Raw genomic sequence first — 17,787 nt, 5'->3', positions numbered from 1 at the left:
CTTGTCCCTTCCCAGCCGCAACGGTGCGCGCAAGGCGCTCTTGTGGGTGCTCCTCGTGATTTCGGGGAGCATCCTCCTGTTGCGTCAGCCGTTCACCTGGGACGCCGCCTGCACCGTGGCGCGCAGGCACCTGCCGGACCTGCTGGGCGTGGACGTGGGCATCGGCCGGTGCGAGTTGGATCCGCTGGGCTCGCGCGTGGTGCTGCACGGCGTGTCGGTGTTCGCGCGCGGGACGGACACGCCGCTGTTCGCCGCGGACGAGGCGGAGGTGGCGCTGGGCTTCCTGTCCCCCCTGTCCCGCCGCCTCATGCTGGGCCAGGTGCGCGTGCGCCATCCGCGCGTGGCGCTGGACCTGTCGAGGCCCTCTTCCAGTCCTCCTTCCTCCGACGGCACGTGCCCGCTCACGCCGCTGACGCGCGTGGGCGTGGGGCGCGTGGACATCACCGGCGCGGAGGTGCGCCTCGCGCTGCCGGACGGGCGCGGCGTGGAGGTGGAGAACCTGGACGTGGGGTGGGTGGAGCACTGGGGCGTGATGGAGCTGGAGGTCGCCGCGCGGCAGGGCCTGGTGCGCCTGGGCGCGGGCGGCGGCGAGCTGACGCTGGGGAAGCTGGGCTTCACCGGCTCGCTGGACCCCGACGAGGGGCTGCTGGACGTGGAGCGCGCGGAGGCGACGCTCGACGACATCACCGCCACGGTGTCCGGCCGCGTGGAGACGCTGTGCCATCCGGTGCTCGCGCTGGACGCGCAGGTGTTCCTGCCGCTGCGCACGCTGTCCCAGGCGAAGCTCCTGCCGCGTCCGGCCACCGGGCACCTGTGGACGCGCGTGTCCGTCACCGGGAAGCCCTCCGCGCTCGCGGTGGGCGCGGACCTGTCCGCGAGCAACCTGGCCTATGAGCAGTACGGCCCGGTGAGCCTCAACGCGCGCCTGTCGTACGCGGGGGACAGCGTGCGCGTGGAGTCTTTGGAGGCCCCGCTGGGCTCCGGCAAGGTGAAGCTGTCCGGCGCGCTGCGGCTCACGCCGGAGCTGCCGGTGGACGTGACACTCCAGACGGAGGACGCGTCGTTCGGGCGCATCCTGGAGCGCGCGGGCGTGGCCGGCTCGTGGGTGGACTTCCCCGCGACGGCGAACGCGCACCTCACCGGGACGCTGCTGCCCCGGCCGTCGCTGTCCGGGCCGCTGGATCTGCGCAGCGGCCGCTTCATGCTGGCCACGCGCGCGTTCGACGCGCCGGTCAGCGCCGGCAAGACGCTGCTCACCTTCGAGCGGGGCCGCGCGCAGACGGCCGTGAAGCTGACGGGGGACCGCGTGTCCTTCACCCGCCTGACGGTGGAGTCGGGCCGCTCGCGCGTGCACGGCGAGGTGACGCTCTACTTCGACTCCGCGCGGGGCCTGGACATCCAGGGCAATGGCGAGCTGGACCTGTCGGACTTCGGCCACATCGCGGAGCTGCCGTGGTCCGGGAAGGGCTCCGCGAACTACTCCATCGTGGGGGCGTACTCGGACGTGAAGGTGGACGCGAGCCTGTCCCTGCGCGACTTCAGCTTCTGGGGCTTCGGCCTGGGCGTGACGCAGGCGAAGCTGTCGTACTCGAACGGGCTGCTGTCCTTCCCGTCGCTCACCGGCCAGAAGGGGCGCACGCAGTACTTCGGCAAGGCGGCGCTCACCTTCGCGCGCCTGCTGCACCTGCGCCTGGACGTCACGGTGCCGCAGGGACGCACCGAGGACCTGGTGGACCTGGTGGCGGGCCTGAGCCCGTCCATCGCCGCGGTGCAGGGCCAGTTCGCGGGCGCGGCCTCCGGACGCGTGGAGATCGACAGCCCCCTGGAGAAGCTGGAGGGGCTGGTGGCCTTCGACCTGCGCGACACCACGTACCTGGGGCGCCGGCTGGGCGCGGGCTCCGCGCGGCTGCGCTTCGTGGATGGCAAGGCGATGGTGCTGGAGCGCACCGTGCTGGACGGGCGCCTGGGGCGCACGTGGGTGGAGGGCACCTTTGGCTTCGCGGGCACGCTGGACTACCGCTTCGGCGGAGAGAACCTGTCGCTGGCGGAGGCCGTGGGCCCGGAGACCGCGGAGGAGATGGGCATCCAGGGCACGCTCGCGCTCCTGGGGGCCGTGACGGGCACGACCGACAAGCTGGACATCCAGGCCACGTTGAAGGGGCCGCGCATCACCTTCGCGTCGCGCGACCTGGGCGCCATGGACCTCGCGCTGCACCAGGAGGGCAAGCAGCTGCGCATCACCGGCCGCCCCTTCCGCGACGCCCAGGGCTCCCTGAGCATGACGGTGAAGGAGCCCTACCTCTTCGAGTCCACCGTGGACCTGCTGCTGCCGGAGATCAAACCGCTGCTGCCGCAGGTGCCGGCGCTGGCGGGCGTCACGGGCATGCTCGCGGGGCGCGTGACGCTGCAGGGCCCGCTGCTGCAGCCGGAGGGCTACCAGGTGGCGGCCACGGTGCGGGAGCTGTCGCTCGCGCGGGGCGACCTGCGCGGACGCAACCAGGGGCCGCTGGTGCTGACGTACCTCAACGGCCGGCTGGACGTGCAGCCGTTCCGCTTCAGCGGCGCGTCGGTGGACTTCACGCTGGGCGGCTGGATGAACAAGCGCGCCATGAACATGAGCCTGCGCGAGGGGCGCATGGACGTGCGGCTCCTGGAGCCGCTGTTGCCCGGCATGGAGCGCGTGGGCGGACAGCTGCGCCTGGACGCGGAGGCGACGGGTTCGCTGGACGCGCCGTCGGTGGTGGGCTCCGCGGAGCTGTCCGACGTGCGCCTGGCCATGCGCGACCTGCCGCTCACCGTGCGCGGCATGTCCGGGCGCCTGGAGATGACGGGCCAGCGCGTGCTGCTGGAGCACCTGCAGGCCCAGGTGAACGAGGGTCAGGTGTCCGCGCGCGGCGACATCCGCCTGGAGCGCTTCGTGCCCAAGCGGCTGGCGCTGACGCTGCAACTGGACGCCGTGCCGTACCGGATGACGGAGGACCTGCCGCTCACGGTGTCCGGCCTGCTGCAGGTGGTGGGGCCGCCCACGGGGCCCACCGTCACGGGTGGGCTGGACATCATCAAGCTGCGCTACCAGAAGCCGCTCGACATCGAAGCGCTGCTCAAGACGATGCAGAAGAAGCCGCAGCTCACGGTGGGCGGTGGAGGCGAGCGCGCGAGGGACCCCTTCTTCACCTGGGACGTCAACGTGCACTTTGGCGACGTGCGCGTGGACAACAACCTGGCCAAGGCGCGGCTGTTGGGCGACGTGCGGCTCACCGGCACGGACGTGAAGCCGGGGCTGCTGGGCCGCGTGGAGGCGGCCGAGGGCAGCCAGGCGTTCTTCCGCAACAACCTCTTCACCGTCGACCAGGGGCAGCTGGAGTTCCGCGACGCGTCCGGCATCGATCCGGTGTTCGAGGTGCAGGCGCAGACGTCCGTGCGCGAGTACGTGGTGAAGCTGCACGCGTTCGGCCGGCCGGCCAATCCGCTCGTGGTGTTGTCCTCGGAGCCGGTGCTCACGGAGGGTGACATCCTGTCCCTGCTGACACTGGGCGTGACGAGCGCGGACAAGGACACGGCGGCGTCGGCGAGCTACGGTCTGGCGGCGGAGGCCCTCTTCAACGTGTCGGGACTGGACCGGCAGGTGCGCCGTTTCCTGCCCAGCAACCCCGTCCTGCGCGACTTGTCCCTGCAGATCTCCACCACCTACAACGACGCCACCCGGCAGGCGGAGCCCACCGCACAACTGGAGTCGAAGTTCCTCTCCGAGCAGCTTAAAATCGGCATGACCCAGCCTGTGAGTGGGCGAGGCACCCGGGCACGCGCTGAGTACCGCTTCGACGACCGTCTTTCCGCACAGGCCCAGTGGGACAACGAGAACAACCAGGCGTCGTTCGGAAACCTCGGGCTCGAGCTGAAGCTGGGCTGGGAGGTCGAGTAGCCGCGCTCGCCGCGGTGCTGCTCCTCGTCTGCGCGCGTCCCGCCTTCGCCGCGCCCTCGGGTTCGGGTTCGGACGATGACGCGCCGGAGGTGGTGGCCGTGGAGCTGCACCTGCCGGAGGGGGTGTCCTCGGACGGGCTGTCGGGGCTCGTGACGCTGCGCAAGGGACAGGCGCTGACGCCCGTCGCCGTGCGCAGGTCGGTGGAGCAGCTGTTCTCCACGGGGCGCTTCGCGGACGTGGTGGCGCTCACGCAGGACGTGCCGGGCGGCGTGCGGCTGGTGTTCCAGCTCACGCCGCTGCCGCTCCTGTCGAACGTGGCGGTGAAGGGCAACCACGTCCTCACGTCCGGGGAGCTGCTGGAGGCCAGCGGGCTTCTGCAGGGCGGGCCGTTGGATCCGGAGGAGCTGGACACGGCGGCGGCCGCCGTGCGCGAGGCTTATCAGCGCAAGGGCTACGACGCCGTCTCCATCCAGGTGGAGGAGCGGCCGGTGCCCGCGGGCGGCGTGGCGGTGACGCTGGTGGTGGAGGAGGGCAAGCCTACCCGCGTGCGGCAGGTGACCTTCTCCGGCAGCCCCGCGCTGCCGTTGCCGCGCCTGGTGGAGGCGCTGGGGATGAAGCCTGGCGAGGTGTTCGACCGGGCGAAGCTGGATGGCGGCCTGGAGCGGCTGCGGACGCTCCTGCGCGAGCGGCTGCACTGGCGCGCGTGGGTGGGCACGCCCTCCGTGGTGGTGGAGGACAGCGAGGCGTCCGTGGCGGTGCCGGTGTCCGCGGGGCCCGCGTTCCACCTGCGCTTCGCGGGCAACCGCCGCTTCCCGGACTCGCTGCTGGCGCGCGTGGTGGCCTACGACGGCGAGGAGGCCCTGGACGAGGCCGTCTCCGCGCGGCTCGCCCGGCGGCTGGAGGCGTTCTACCGGCGGCGTGGCTTCCACGACGTGAGCGTGCGGGCGCAGGAGGTCATCCGGCCGGACGGGGAGGCGGCGGTGCTGGGCTTCCAGGTGGACGAGGGCGCTCCGCTGCGCGTGACGGACGTGCGCTTCCACGGCAACGCGACGCTGTCGTCCTCCGTGCTGCGCTCCATGCTCACCAACCAGGTGGCGGTCCTGGAGACCTTTCCGGAGCTGGACCTGCCCATGCGCGAGGACCCTCTGGAGACGGAGGGGCGCGACCGGCGCGCCGACACGAACGGGATGTCCCCGCCCGACCCGTCCACGGTCTACCTGGAGGACGCGTGGCTGGAGGCCGCGGACGCGATGACCACGGCCTACCGCGAGCAGGGCTTCGCGTCCGCGCAGGTGACCTTCCGGGGCGTCACGGTGGATGCGGTCCACCACACGGCGGAGGCGGACTTCGACGTGGAGGAGGGCCCCCGGGCGCTGCTGCGCGAGCCCGCCTTCGTGGACATGCCGCCGGAGGTGAACCCGGTCTGGGTGAAGCTGCTGCTGCCCGCCGGGCAGCCGCTGAGCTTCGAGAAGGTGGACCAGGCGCAGGCCGCGCTGGAGCGGGGGCTGGGCCGCGAGGGCTACCTCTTCGCGCGCGTGAGCAACTCGGTGTCGGTGGAGCAGGATGGCACCGCCGCGCAGGTGACCTTCCGCGCCGACGCGGGGCCCCGCGTGCACGTGGGGCAGGTGCTGTTGCAGGGGTTGACGCGCTCGGATCCGGACGTGGTGCTGGCGCAGCTGGGCCTGAGGAAGGGCGCGCCGTTGTCGGTGGAGGCGCTGGCGGAGGCGCAGCGCCGGCTGTCGCGGCTGGGGCTGTTCCGCCAGGCGGAGGTGTCGCTTGCGGACCCCAACCGCCGCGAGTCCTCCAAGGACGTGCTGGTGACGGTGCAGGAGCGCCCGCGCATCGACGGCGAGGTGTCCGGCGGCTACTTCCTGGTGGACGGTCCCCGCATCACGCTGGACACGGCGTGGCGCAACCTGGACGGCCGGGGGCTGAACCTGCTGGCGCGCGGCAAGGTGAACTACGCGGGCGCGAGCGCAGAGGCGCTGTCGTCGTCGCGGCACCCGGCCGGGTGCTCCACCGGCGAGCTGTCCGGCGAGGCGTGCGAATCCGACCTCAGCGGCCTCAGCGGCCTGGGCGGGCGCGGCAACCTGGCGCTGTCCCAGCCCCGGCTCTCCTTCCTGGCGCCGCAGGAGATTGGCGCGCGGCTGGACCTGATTGGCGAGCGCGTGCACCGGCCGTCGTACCTGTCCACGCGGTTCGCGGCGGTGGTGGGCGCGGACTGGGCGCTGGCGTCGTGGGTGAGCGTGTCGCTCCAGTACGAGCTGGAGAACAACCGGCTGCGCTCGCGCGCCGGCGTGCTGGAGCTCGTCAACCGAGCGGACCAGGAGCGCCTGCGCTACCCGTATGGCGACTTCACGCTGCACTCGCTGCGTCCGTCACTGACGTTGGACTTCCGCGACGACCCGGCGAACCCCCGGCGCGGCATGGTGCTCAGCAGCAGCGTGGAGTTCATGCGCGGCATCAGCGTCCACCCCACGGACGTCGCGGGCGACCGCGTGCCGGAGTTCCCCATCGACGGCGTGAAGCTGTCCGGGAGCGTGAGCGCGTACGCGCCGCTGGGCCGCCGCGCGAGCGTGGCGGTGAGCGCGCGCGCGGGCACCATCCTCCCGCTGACGCAGGGGGCGCAGAACATCGGGTCCAAGCTGTTCTACCTGGGTGGCTCCTCCAGCCTCCGCGGCTTCCGCGAGGACGGCGTGCTGCCGCAGGACGTGCGCGAGGTGCTGCACCAGCGGCTGGCTTCGTGCCGCGCCGTCATCTCGCCCGCGGGGTGCTCGGATGACCTGAAGGCGGTGCTCGCGGGGCAGGTGCCCGCCAGCCAGGGCGGCGAGCTCTACACGCTGGGCAAGGCGGAGCTGCGCGTGCCCGCCATCGCGGCGGTGGACCTGGGGCTGTTCTTCGAGGTGGGCAACCTGTGGCAGGACCGCACGCTGTTCGACCCGGGCGTGCTGCGCTACGCGGCGGGCGTGGGCCTGCGCTACGTGACGCCCGTGGGCCCGCTGGCCTTCGACGTGGGCTTCAACCTGGACCGCGACGAGGCGCTCAACGAAGCGCCCACGCAGTTCCACTTCAGCATCGGGACGTTCTGACCGGAGGCCTTCGCCCATGCGAACTGACCGTGCACGCCGTGGAGTGGCTGGGGGCCTGGCCCTGATGGGGCTCCTGGCGCTCGCGTGTCAGCACGGCCCGGACGCGAACGCGACGGCGCCGCGCCCCGCGTGGATGCCGCCGGAGGGGAGCTGTCCTCGCGGCGCGCAGCTCCAGATGGAGCGGCTGGGGCTGAAGGTGGGGGACCGCATCCCGGTCATCGTGGACAGCATCCAGGACCACCCGGGGCCGGCCCGGTATAACTACAGCTTCGTCATCGCGCTGCCGCAGGCGGAAGGGGAGGCGAAGCTGCCGGGGGCGCGCATCGGCGGGCGGCTCTACGTGACGAAGCACCGCGTGTTCGGCCGGTACGACCGCATCTTCACGCCGGAGAGCGGCGCCACGTCGGTGCCCTTCTGCGGCGTGCTGCTGGACTCGCGCTGGGACAAGGACGGCGAGGGGCTCATCGCGTACCCCAGCCCGATGAAGGGCTTCTCCGTGGTGCAGGACAACACGGGCGTCATCCAGGTGGTGGACCGCTACCCGTGAGGCGCCCGCGTCAGTCGACGTGCAGGGTGTAGGGCTTCTCGTCGGAGAACAGCAGGTCCACGACGCCAATCTTGAACGTGAAGTCTCCCGGGCTCATGGGCTTGCCGTAGAGGACGCCTTCCTTCGTGTCCAGGAGGATGCCCGGAGGCAGCGCTCCGTCCTTCAGGCTCCAGGTGAACGCGTTGGAACCGCCGGTCGTCCGGAGGTTGTAGCTGTAGTCGGCGCCCACGCGGCCCCAGGGCACCGCCCGCGATATCACGGTGACGGTGCCGGACGCGGCCGTGAGCGTGATGGAGAGCTGGGCGGCGGCGGACTGGGGCGGCGTGTCGCTGTCCGTCACCACCACCGTGAAATCCTTCTTGCCTGCCTGGGTCGTGGTGCCGGTGAGGGTGCCGTTCGCCGCGAGCGCCAGCCCCGTGGGCAGCGACTGCTCCGGTGCGAGGGCGAAGGTGTAGGGCGCCTTGCCGCCGGTGGCGGAGATGCGCTCGGCATAGGCGCGATTGTTGGGCGCGTCCGCGAGCGGCTCCGGGCCCGCGACCCGCAGCAGCGGGCGGACGCGCAGGGTCAGGCTGCCACTCGCGCGCTTCGTGGGGATGCTCTGGTCGAGCACCTCCACGGGGAGGAGCAGGTCCCCCGGGCGCGTGGGCGTGCCGGTGAGGTTGCCCTCGGTGTCGAGCGCGAGGCCCGGGGGAAGCTGGCCGGTGGCGTTGAACGTGTACGGCGGGGTGCCGCCCCGGGCCTGGAGCTTCGCCGAGTAGGGGACGGACTCGATGGCCTGCGTCAGGAGGCTCGACTCCAGCGAGAGCGCGGAGGGGCCCGCGTCCACCTCGCCCGCGTCCGTCACGCCGGCATCCTCGATGCCCGCGTCCTGCTCCGGGCCTGCATCCATGTCCGAGCCCGCGTCCAGGTCCTCCACGGGGTCGGGGCTGCCGCAGGCCGCTGCTTCACCGCAGGTCGGCAGGCACCGGTTCTCCGACGTGAGGCACGCCGTGCCGGAAGGGCATCCACCCGTTGAATCGCACGCGGCGAAGCGCGACAGGTCCGGCGCGAACGTGCATGCCCCCATGGCCAGGACGACCGCTCCCGTCAGCGCGGCGAGCCGCTTCCACGTCGGTGGATGCAGGTTCATGGCAGCTCCCAGATGAAGGACACCGTGCCCCCGAGGCCGAGCAGTGCGCCCACGCCCATCAGGACATTGGAGGTCCGCGCCTCACGGCGGCCCTTCTCCAACTGGGCAGAGAAGCACTGCGCGAACGACTCGCTGGCCGTGGCGCACTCGCCGCCGTTCTTCGACACCTTCGCTTCCGTGCTCCGCGAGGCCAGCCCGAAGCCCACTCCCGCGAGGAGCGCCGCGCCGCCCGCGCCCCACAACACCTTGGGCAGCACACGCGGCCCCCGGGACTCCCGCCGGGCCTGCGTCGCCACCAGCGGCGACCACACCTGCTGGAGCGCCTGCCTCGCGCGCGCGTCCGCTTCGCCCGGCGTCGTGGCCGGCGCCTCGAACTGGGCGCGCGTCTCCGAGCCTCGCGCGTCCGTCACCGTGAGCGCCACGCTGCGCTTGCCTCCCACGCCCAGCGCCACGCCCCGCACCAGCCTGCGCGCGCCCAGCGCCGAGGCCTGCGCGCTCCGGCACGCCGCGTCGCCGCAGGCCGCCAGCGCCGCTCCCGAGCCCCGCAGCCGGGCCAGCGTGTCGTCGCGCGACTCCAGGCACGCGCCGGGCAGCGAGGCCACCGCGCGCCGCGTGGCCTCCTCCAGCTCCCGCGCGTCCGCGGACGGCAGGGCCAGCCTTTCGAAGGGCACGAGCACCACGCGCGTGTTCGCGTCGCAAGGGGCCGACATGCGCAGCAGCATGAACAGCAGGGATGCGGAAGGGCTCATGGCACCAGGACGGCGTCGGCTTCATCCGACGGCGGCGTGATGCCGAGGCTCGCCATGTAGCCCCGGTAGAAGCGCGGCCCGAAAGGCACGGAGAAGAGCTTGTCGCGCATCGTGTCCTGCGCCGCGCCCCGGGTCGCCACCGCGGCGTCGTGCCAGCCCAGCCCGCCGGCGTCCACCACCTCGGCCGCGCGGTTGAGCGCGAACGGCGCCTCCCGGCCGTTGCTCCGGAGGTAGTAGCCCCGCCCCACGGGCAACGCCACCACCAGCGGGCGCTCGCGCTCCTTGTGCAGCTCCACCACGCGGATGCCGCGCGCGTCCTCCACCCACAGCCGGCCCGCCAGGCCCGTGGGCACCATCAGGTAGCCCAGGGACGTGGTGTCGCCCAGGTCCGTCAGCGCGAAGCCGCGGTCCAGCGCGGGCGGCTGGATGAACACGTTCGGCTGGCCGCGCACGTCGTTCGTGCCCTGGCTCGCGGCGGCCACGAAGGCCCGCAGCTCCGCGTAGTCCACCCTGCCGTCCCCGTTCACGTCGCCCGCGCCCGACAGCGCCGAGCGCACCATGTGGCTGAAGACGCCGGAGCGGATGGCGCTCCACTCCTGGCTCTCCTGCTCCGACGACGTGGACAGCACCACGCCCACCTGCGGGAAGCGCTCCAGTTCGCGGTTGCCCAAGAGCCCCTTCACCGCGTCCGCGTACGCGGGACCCACCGGCAGCGCGCCGCGCGAGTTGACGAAGAAGTACGAATCACACGCGTCCACGATGAGCTGGAGGAAGGACGCCTTGGACGGAGAGATCACCCGCTCGTACAGCTCCGTGCGCGTGAGCGGCCCGTCCAGCAGGCTCACGGCCCCTTCGCCCGCGGCGCCGCGCTTGCCATGGCCCACGAACACGAAGGTCAGCACCGGCACGGCGCCCTTCGCCCGGTCCTCCGCCATGCGGGCGTTCAGGCGGGCGAGGGCGGTCCCCAGCGCCGGGTGCGTGGGCGGGAGCGTCTTCGCGGCGAGCCCCGGGTGCAGGGCCTGGGTGTCCGCGTCCAGCACGCTCAGCAGCACGACCTCGCGCGAGCGCGGCGCGAACAGCTCGTAGTAGCGGGCGCCGTCGTCGTCCGCGTAGCGCAGGGGCGCCTGGGACGGTTCGGTGCCCGTGTTGTTGGCCACGATGAGGGCGTAATGGACCTGCTCCGGCTCGGCGCTCGCGGCGGTCCCGGCCAGCAGAAGGAGCACACCCAGAACCAGAGGCCTGTGAGAGGTCATATGCATCAAGGGTTTGCGCGACGTGCCGGGCGAAAGAATGCCACGGGCGTCAACTGACAATCCACCCGTGGCCGCTCGCGACAACATGCGGATGACGGGACCGCGACGGTCGCGGTAAGCCCTTGAGGGATGGAGTGGGATGACGACACGTTGCGCCGCTTTCGCGAAGGCACCCCGGAGGTGCTGGCGGAGGTGTATCGCGCGTACGCGGAGCCGCTCGCTCGCCTGCTCAAGGCGGCCGCATGGCGGGGAGCCTTCACCCGCCTGAGGAACGCGATGGAGCTGGAGAACACGCTGCTGGAGACCTTCGCCCGCGCCTTCGAGCCGCGCACGCGCGCCGCCTACAACGGCACGCGCCCCTATGCCCACTTCCTGATGGGCATCGCGCGCAACGTGCTGCTGGAGCAGTCGCGCGAGCGCGAGCTGGTGGGCAGGGACGAAGCCTTCGAGGGGCTCCCCGACTCCACCCCGGAGGATGGCGGGCTGGATGAGCTGTTGGAGGACCGCGAGGTGGAGGCGCTGCTCGCGGCGTTCAAGAGCGGCCTGTCGCGTGAAGAGCACCGGCTCTTCGAGCTGCGCTTCGCGGAAGGGCTTCCCCAGGAAGAGGCCGCCACGGCGCTGGGGCTCACGCGCATCCAGGTGCGGCGGCGCGAATTCGGCCTGAAGGCCAGGCTGTTGGGATTCCTCCAGTCGAAGGGGTACCTGGAGGACCTGGAGACGCAGGGCTGGAGCTTCTTCAAGCGGCGAGGTGCGCGATGAGGGGTTGTGACGACCGCCGGGCGAAGCAGGCGATGGCCGCGCTCTTCGAGAAGGGCCAGGACGGCCTGGACGCGGAGGGGTTCCGGCGCCTGCGCGCGCACCTGGGCACCTGCTCCGAATGTCAGGAGGCGTACACGCGGCTGTCTCGCGTGGAGTCGGTGCTGGAGCAGCGGGCGCTGCCTTCGTCCCGGAGCGCGCTCCTGGAGCAGGCGCTGTTCGCCAGGCTTCAGCCCGCGCCGCCGGTGGTGGCGCCCGAGCGCAAGAAGTGGTTCGCGTCCCCGCTCTTCATGCCCCTGGCGCTGAGCGCCGCGGCGGTGGGCGTGGCGCTGGTCGTCGTGGCGCCCACACTGGAGCGTCAGCCGCAGGCGGTGCCGGAGTGGCAGGCGCGGTCGTCGTCTCCGGGCGAACGGGCCTGGGGCGTGCGCGCGTTCTGCATCGCGCCCGCGGGCACGGTGCTGGCGGAGGCCCGGCCCGGTGGGACGCTGACGTGCGCGGAGGGCAACGCGGTGCAGTTCAGCTACACCGCGCCGGAGCGCGTGCGCCTGTCGCTGGAGGGGCTGCCCCGGTCCGGGGGGGAGCCGCTGCGCTTCTTCCCGCGCGAGGGCCCGGCCCCGGAGGTCGCCGCGGGCGTGGACGTCCCGCTGCCCTTCAGCACGCCGGTGCAGGGCGGATGGCTGACGGGCCCCGTGCCGGTGCGCGCGCGCTTCACGGACGCCCAGGGCCACATCGTCGCGGACACGCAGGTGACGCTCACGCCCCGCTGACGCGGCCTTCCGCGCGGCTTCGCTTCACCGCTTGAGACGAACAACCCCCCTCCCGTGTGGACACAGGAGGGGGGCAGGGACTGCCGTGCCTTGTGGGGTCCGTGAGTGACTACGGACGCGGGACGCGGCGATCCACTTCCGCGGTGCCGGTGTACTGCGTGGCCACGTTCAGGAAGCCCTTGAGCTGAACGCGCCAGATGCCGGCGGGTGGGTTCGGAATCGCGACGGCCTCACTGCTGGAGGTGCCCTCGGCGCTGGTGGCGACGAGCTCCCCGTTGGGGCCGTAGACGTACAGATCCAGGTCGTAGGCCGGGTTGCCCCAGCTCGTCTTGATGCGCAGGGCGCTGGCGCCCGCGGGCACGGTGAGCAGGTGCTCGTGCTGCGCGGCCCGGAGGGAAAGGTCCACCACGGGCAGGTTGATGCTCGTCTTCACCGTGCCCGCCCAGGAGGGCAGGGCGGTGGTCTGCGTGGTGTAGCGGGTGCCCGCGGCGTCATTCACCAGCTTCGTCGCCGCGTACACGTCCGCGTACCCCGCGCCCACCTCCCACGTCTCCAACTGGCGCGTGTTGCCCGCCGCGTCCGTCGTGAACATGGGCCGAGCAGTGGCCTGCACCGCCGCGAGCACGCCGTCCATGTTGAGCGACGGGTTCACCTCCAACAGCAGCGCGGCGACGCCGGCCATGTGCGGCGCGGCCATGGAGGTGCCGGAGCTGGCCGCGTAGAACGGCTCCGGGTGCAGCAGGTCCAGGCCCAGGTAGGGCTGCATGATGGTGGCGGTGAGCGCGCGCGCCGCCACGATGTTCACGCCCGGCAGCGTGATGTCCGGGTGGTGGAGCTCGTCGCCCGGGATGCCGCGGCTGGAGAAGGACGCAAGCTCCCCCGGCCGGTCCTGGCTGAGCAGCGGGTTGGTGGCCGCCGTGGTGTCGCGCGACGTGCCGGCCGCGACGGAGATGGCGCACGGCGAGGCGCTGTACGGGTTGAGCGTGTCGGGGGCGGAGCCCTCGTTGCCCGCGGCGAACACCACCACCATGCCCAGGTCGTAGGCGCGCTTCGTCGCGATGGAGATGGGGTCGAACGGCGCGAAGTGGCTGCCGCTGGTGCCCCACGAGTTGGAGATGACGCGGACGTTGTGCGTCTCACGGACGTCCGGATCCATCAGGAAGTCGAAGCCCTCCAGCGCGAACAGGATGCTCAGCGCGTCGCCGGTGCCCACGCCCAGCAGCGTCGCGCCGGGGGCCACGCCCTGGTGCCGCCCGCCCGAGCGCGCGCCCGAGCCCGCGATGATGCTGGCGCAGTGCGTGCCGTGGCCGCTGGTCAGGTCGCTGTTGGGCGTGTCCACGTACAGCGCGCCGCCAATCCCCGAATCCAGCGGGGACGCCACGACCTTCACGTTGCGCGCCACGTGGGGGAAGTCGCCGTGCGTGCCGTCCAGGCCGGAGTCGATGACGCCCACGCCGATGCCCGCGCCCGTCGTCTGATACGCGGTGCGCGCGGTGTCCGCGTGGATGTACGGCACGCTGGTGTCGAGGAAGTACTGGAGCGGCTTGTCCTCGTAGATGGAGAGCAGCCCCAGCGGCTGGAGCTCCTGGCGCAGGGCGGCGATGAGCTGCGGCGTCACCGGGGCCTTCAGCGCCACCATGGGCAGCGACTTGAACGCCAGGACGTTGCCCAGGCCCAGCCCCTGCGTCAGCCCGCCCAGCGTGCGCGTCAGGCCGCCCAGCACGGCGTCCAGGTTGAGGACGCCGCCCGTCGCGTTCGAGGTGTTGAAGGACAGGATGAGCGTGCGGACCGAGCCGTCCGTGTGCAGCGCGGAGTCCACCACCGCCTGGCTGAGCGCCGCCTGCGCCGCGCTGGACGCATAGAGCGCGTTGCAGGCACCAGGCGCCGCGGCCGCGGCCGCGACGATGGAGCGCGAGGATGACGTGACGGCGGGCGGCGCGTCCGTCTTCGCGTCCTCGTGCTCCGAGGTGCTCGTGCCACATCCCATGGCGGCGGCGGTGGCGGCGGCCCAACCCAGCGACATCCATCGATTCATGCGGTGCTCTCCCGAGGTGTGCGGTGGCTTCTCGAGCCCCGCGCCCAAAAAGGGGTGTCTCGGGAGGTCCGGCATGGATCGCCGCAATCTCGGATTGTTCTGTACTGACTGGACCCGGCGGGACGGCGGGGATGCGGGTCCTTCCCGCCCCCGGCGGTGACAGTGTCCGGAGCCCCGGCGGGCCCGGGAGGGTTCGCCGGTATACAGTCCCCGGCGTGTTCTACGCGTGTGTGCGGGCGGTGGTGGCGCTGGCGCTGCGGCTCTTCTACCGGGTGAAGGTGAATGCCCCGGGCGAGGCGCCCACCGGCCCGGTGCTCTTCGTGGGCAATCATCCCAACGGGCTCATCGACCCGGCGCTGGTGTTCATCCTCACGCGGCGCCAGGTGACGTTCATGGCCAAGGCGCCGCTGTTCAAGCTGCCCGTCATCGGCTGGCTCTTGAAGGGACTGGACGCGCTGCCGGTGTACCGCAAGCAGGACGACCCGACGCAGATGGGGCGCAACGAGGGCACGCTGGAGGCGGCGAAGGGCGCGCTCGTGCAGGGGCGGGCCATCACCATCTTCCCCGAGGGCAAGAGCCACTCGGAGCCGGAGCTGGCGGAGCTGAAGACGGGGGCGGCGCGCATCGCGCTCAACGCCGCTCGCGAAGGTGCCCCGGTGCGCATCGTCCCGGTGGGGCTCACCTACGCGGAGAAGAACGTCTTTCGCAGCGAGGTGCTCATCGATCAGGGGGCGCCCATCGACGTGGCGGCCTTCCTGCCGGGGGACGCGGCGTCGGAGCAGGACGCGGTGCGCGCGCTCACGGAGCGGGTGGCGGAGGGCCTGCGCGCGGTGACGCTGAACCTGGAGCAGTGGGCGGACCTGCCGGTGGTGCAGGTGGCGGAGCAGCTCTACGCCTTCCGCCAGCGCGGCGCACAGGACGCGGAGCGGCTGCGGCTGTGGGCGCGCGGGGTGCGGCTGTTCCGCACGCAGGAGCCGGAGCGCTACGAGCGCCTGCGGCAGGACCTGTCCTCGTTCGGCCACCGGATGGCGCTGGTGCAGGCCGCGCGGCCGGAGGACCTGTCGGTGGAGTACCGCCCGGGCAACGTGGTGCCGTTCGCGCTGAAGACGCTGGCGCGGCTGGTGTTCGGGCTGCCGCTGTTCGCGCTGGGGCTGGCGGTGTTCGCCATTCCGTACCCGTTGCCCCGGATGGCGGCGCGCCGCGCGGAGCTGGACATCCAGGCCACGGCGAAGTTCCTCACGGCGGCGGTGGTGTCCATCGTGTGGTGGTGGGGGCTGACGGCGGTCGCGGCGGTGTGGGGCGGGTGGGCGTGGGGGCTGGGGACCTTCGTGGCCATCCCGCCGCTGGCGCTGTTCACGCTGTCGTTCGCGGAGCGCTGGGACGCCATCCGCCACGACCTGGAGCTGTTCTTCACGCTGGGCAACCGCAAGCGGTTGAAGGCCCGGCTGCTCGCGGAGGGCGAGCGGCTGTCGGGCGAGGTGGAGCGGCTGGCGGAGGAGTACCGGCCGAAGCTCGACGCGACGGCCGTGCGGTAGCCCTCGGCGTGGCGGACCGGAAGATCCGCCGATGCCGTCGAAAGGCCCGCCCTCCTGTCCGGCCCGGCGCGGTCGTTAGGTTCCGTCACCAAGGGAATCAACGAACGACATGAGGAGCAGGGCAATGGCGGCATATGACGTGGTCATCGTGGGAGGCGGGCCCGGCGGGCTCAACGCCGCGCTGTATCTGGGGCGCGGGCGCAAGAAGGTGCTGCTCTGCGACGCGGGCAAGCCGCGCAACGCGGCGGCGGAGCACATGCACGGCTTCGGTTCGCGCGACGGCATCCCGCCCCCGGAGTTCCGGCGCCTCAGCCGCGAACAGCTGAAGGCCTATCCCAACGTGGAGCTGCGCGACACGCGCGTGGGCTCCGTGGAGAAGCACGAGGGCGGCTTCCGGGTGGCGCTGGGCGATGGCACCACGGTGGAGGCCCGGCGCCTCCTCTTGGCGATGGGCGTGGTGGACGTCATGCTGGACATCCCCGGCTACAAGGAGCTGTGGGGCCCCAGCATCTTCCAGTGTCCCTACTGTCACGGCTGGGAGGTGAAGGACCAGCCGTTCGCCATGCTGGCGAAGAATCCGCAGTACCTGGAGGGCGCTCCCATCATCCAGAACTGGTCCCGGGACCTCATCGTCTTCACCCACGGCGCCTTCGAGGTTCCGCCGTACCAGCGCGAGAGGCTCCAGGCCCTGGGCATCCCCCTGGAGGAGCGGAGGATCCGCGCGCTGCACGGCAAGGACGGGCGCCTGGCCGAGGTGGAGCTGGAGGACGGGACGCGCATCGCCCGGAGCGTCATGTTCTCCGCGCCGCCGCAGCGGCAGCATGAGCTGGTGACGCAGCTGGGGCTCGCGCTGGATGACCTGGGCTACGTGAAGGTGAGCCCCTCGGGGGAGACCTCGGTGCAGGGCGTGGTCGCGGTGGGGGACATGACGACGCCAATGCAGGCCGCCATCGCGGCGGCCAGCGCGGGCACCATCGCCGCGGCGATGATGAACCACGCGCTCATCCTGGAGGACGCGGACCGCCGCTATACGGAGGTGACGGGGAAGGCCCCGCCCGCGAAGCAGCACTGAGCGGGTGCCGCCTGGCGCTCAGTGCGCGTCGGGCGCGCCGTGCTGCTTGCGCCACGCGGCGGGCGTGAGGCCCTCCGCGCGCCGGAACAGGCGGATGAAGTGCGTGGGGTCCGCGTAGCCCACGCGCTCCGCGATGATGTCCACGCGCTCGTTGGTGGATAGCAACCGCCGCCGGGCCTCCGCCATGCGGCCGGAGATGATCCACTCCACCGCGCTGCGGCCCGTGGCCTGCTTCAGCGCGGTGGTGACGTGCGCGGGGGAGCGGCCCACGGCGGCGGCCACCTCGCGCAGCGAGATGGGCTCCAGGCAGTGCCGTTCGATGTACGTGAGCGCTTCACCGGCGAGCGTCGGACGCGACGTCACCGGGGCCCACGTGCTGGAGCGGGCCACCTCCGCGAGCACCAGCGAGAACAGGCTGCGCGCCACCTGCTCCCCCATGGGACGGTGCGGCGCCCGCGTCTCCTCCCGCAGCTCCGACAACAGGCGGACCAGGTGCTCCTGACGTCCGGACGGAATCGGAACCACGGCGGAGGCGCCTTGCCGCACGCGCTCGAAGGGCTCCAGGAGCGGCGCCACCTCCGTCATCGCGAAGGCGGACGGATGGAACCCGAGCCCCCAGACCTCCGCTCGCTCGACCTCCACCATGCGGTGCCGCTCACCGGCGGGGATGAGCATCACGTCGCCCGCGGACACCTTCAGCCGCGTGCGCTGGTCGATGACAGCGCGGCCCCCCGTATAGAGCGCGAGGACCGCCTGCGGATGCGAGGCGGCACGGGGGGCGGGCGCCTGAACGCTCTGGCCGCACGAGACAATCATGGCCCCCGGAAACGCCCCCCAGGAATGCGCCAGATGCGAGTACCCGTCCGCCACGAACGCCTCCGCTTCCTTCCCTGGCGGGCAGGGAGCCTGCCCGCGCCGTTGAACAGGGCTCGG

Annotated in this window: 12 protein-coding genes; 7 read left to right on the top strand and 5 right to left on the bottom strand. The window is 72.3% G+C overall.

The features are described from left to right. The first annotated feature begins 1 nt into the window (after position 1). The 3 genes from KYK13_RS30355 to KYK13_RS30345 are packed head-to-tail and all read left to right on the top strand — an operon-like array spanning position 2 to position 7,558. The gene (locus tag KYK13_RS30355; protein ID WP_223636772.1) at positions 2 to 3,922 is read left to right on the top strand and encodes a translocation/assembly module TamB domain-containing protein; all 3,921 of its coding nucleotides are present in this window, start codon (positions 2 to 4) and stop codon (positions 3,920 to 3,922) included. 14 nt (positions 3,923 to 3,936) lie between these two features. Then, entirely contained in the window at positions 3,937 to 7,011 is a 3,075-nt protein-coding gene (locus KYK13_RS30350) for an outer membrane protein assembly factor (RefSeq protein ID WP_223636770.1), read from the top strand. 16 nt (positions 7,012 to 7,027) lie between these two features. After that, positions 7,028 to 7,558 carry a hypothetical protein gene (locus tag KYK13_RS30345; protein ID WP_304504063.1) on the top strand — a complete coding sequence of 177 codons (531 nt, stop codon included), beginning with the start codon at positions 7,028 to 7,030 and terminating at the stop codon, positions 7,556 to 7,558. Positions 7,559 to 7,568: 10 nt separating this feature from the next. On the opposite strand, the gene KYK13_RS30340 is transcribed toward KYK13_RS30345, so the two are convergent. Genes KYK13_RS30340 through KYK13_RS30330 form a run of 3 tightly spaced genes read right to left on the bottom strand, consistent with a single transcriptional unit; the run spans position 7,569 to position 10,659 of the window. After that, entirely contained in the window at positions 7,569 to 8,687 is a 1,119-nt protein-coding gene (locus tag KYK13_RS30340; RefSeq protein ID WP_223636768.1) for an Ig domain-containing protein, read from the bottom strand. Beyond that, positions 8,684 to 9,436, bottom strand: coding sequence for a hypothetical protein (locus tag KYK13_RS30335; protein ID WP_223636766.1), 753 nt, complete (start codon positions 9,434 to 9,436; stop codon positions 8,684 to 8,686). The genes KYK13_RS30340 and KYK13_RS30335 overlap by 4 nt, the downstream gene beginning before the upstream one ends. Further along, positions 9,433 to 10,659 carry a hypothetical protein gene (locus KYK13_RS30330; protein ID WP_223636764.1) on the bottom strand — a complete coding sequence of 409 codons (1,227 nt, stop codon included), beginning with the start codon at positions 10,657 to 10,659 and terminating at the stop codon, positions 9,433 to 9,435. The genes KYK13_RS30335 and KYK13_RS30330 overlap by 4 nt, the downstream gene beginning before the upstream one ends. A gap of 159 nt (positions 10,660 to 10,818) precedes the next feature. Between KYK13_RS30330 and KYK13_RS30325 the strand changes: the two genes are divergently transcribed. Together KYK13_RS30325 and KYK13_RS30320 are read left to right on the top strand one after the other, a co-directional pair. Beyond that, on the top strand, positions 10,819 to 11,448 hold the full coding sequence (locus tag KYK13_RS30325; protein ID WP_223636761.1) for an RNA polymerase sigma factor: 630 nt from the start codon (positions 10,819 to 10,821) through the stop codon (positions 11,446 to 11,448). Further along, positions 11,445 to 12,212 carry a hypothetical protein gene (locus KYK13_RS30320; RefSeq protein WP_223636757.1) on the top strand — a complete coding sequence of 256 codons (768 nt, stop codon included), beginning with the start codon at positions 11,445 to 11,447 and terminating at the stop codon, positions 12,210 to 12,212. The genes KYK13_RS30325 and KYK13_RS30320 overlap by 4 nt, the downstream gene beginning before the upstream one ends. Positions 12,213 to 12,321: 109 nt before the next feature. Here KYK13_RS30320 and KYK13_RS30315 read toward each other — a convergent pair whose 3' ends face one another. Further along, on the bottom strand, positions 12,322 to 14,247 hold the full coding sequence (locus tag KYK13_RS30315) for a S8 family serine peptidase (protein WP_223636754.1): 1,926 nt from the start codon (positions 14,245 to 14,247) through the stop codon (positions 12,322 to 12,324). Positions 14,248 to 14,462: 215 nt separating this feature from the next. On the opposite strand from KYK13_RS30315, the gene KYK13_RS30310 reads away from it, so the two are divergent. Together KYK13_RS30310 and KYK13_RS30305 are read left to right on the top strand one after the other, a co-directional pair. Next, on the top strand, positions 14,463 to 15,782 hold the full coding sequence (locus tag KYK13_RS30310; protein WP_223636751.1) for a lysophospholipid acyltransferase family protein: 1,320 nt from the start codon (positions 14,463 to 14,465) through the stop codon (positions 15,780 to 15,782). A gap of 124 nt (positions 15,783 to 15,906) precedes the next feature. Then, positions 15,907 to 16,854 (top strand): NAD(P)/FAD-dependent oxidoreductase, encoded by a 948-nt coding sequence (locus KYK13_RS30305; protein ID WP_223636748.1) that lies wholly within the window; start codon positions 15,907 to 15,909, stop codon positions 16,852 to 16,854. Positions 16,855 to 16,872: 18 nt separating this feature from the next. Here KYK13_RS30305 and KYK13_RS30300 read toward each other — a convergent pair whose 3' ends face one another. Beyond that, complete coding sequence (locus KYK13_RS30300) at positions 16,873 to 17,670, bottom strand: AraC family transcriptional regulator (RefSeq protein ID WP_223636745.1); 798 nt, start codon at positions 17,668 to 17,670, stop codon at positions 16,873 to 16,875. Positions 17,671 to 17,787: the final 117 nt, after the last annotated feature.

It is taken from the genome of Corallococcus sp. EGB, from assembly GCF_019968905.1.
Lineage (GTDB): Bacteria > Myxococcota > Myxococcia > Myxococcales > Myxococcaceae > Corallococcus.
The sequence above is the reverse complement of the archived record's forward strand: the minus strand, read 5'-3'. Positions and strand labels throughout refer to the sequence as shown.